This window comes from Enterobacter cloacae complex sp.6700776 (assembly GCF_048284255.1).
GTDB classification, from domain to species: domain Bacteria; phylum Pseudomonadota; class Gammaproteobacteria; order Enterobacterales; family Enterobacteriaceae; genus Enterobacter; species Enterobacter intestinihominis.
Genome location: NZ_JBLVYK010000317.1, coordinates 1 through 264, shown reverse-complemented (window position 1 = coordinate 264; position 264 = coordinate 1). Strand labels below are relative to the sequence as shown.

1 pseudogene is annotated in these 264 nt (G+C 47.7%); it reads left to right on the top strand.

What is annotated here, in order from left to right:
• Positions 1 to 90: 90 nt before the first annotated feature.
• Positions 91 to 264, top strand: a pseudogene (locus tag ACNQ0T_RS24430) (guanosine-5'-triphosphate,3'-diphosphate pyrophosphatase); the annotation flags it as partial.

The following is a 264-nucleotide window of genomic DNA, read 5'->3' as shown; positions in this document are numbered from 1 at the left end:
CCCAAGTGGTCCACGCCGCAATTCTAATGCGCCGCGTCGCCATAATGGCCCACGTAATAACCATAAACGTGCAGGCTGAGTAAATACCCTATGCTGAAATCTTCTTCTCTGTATGCCGCTATCGATTTGGGTTCCAACAGCTTTCATATGCTGGTTGTTCGCGAGACCGCAGGTAGCATTCAGATTATTTCTCGGGTTAAACGGAAAGTTCGCCTGGCTGCGGGTTTAGATAAAGATAATGTTTTATCTGAGCAAGCCATGGAG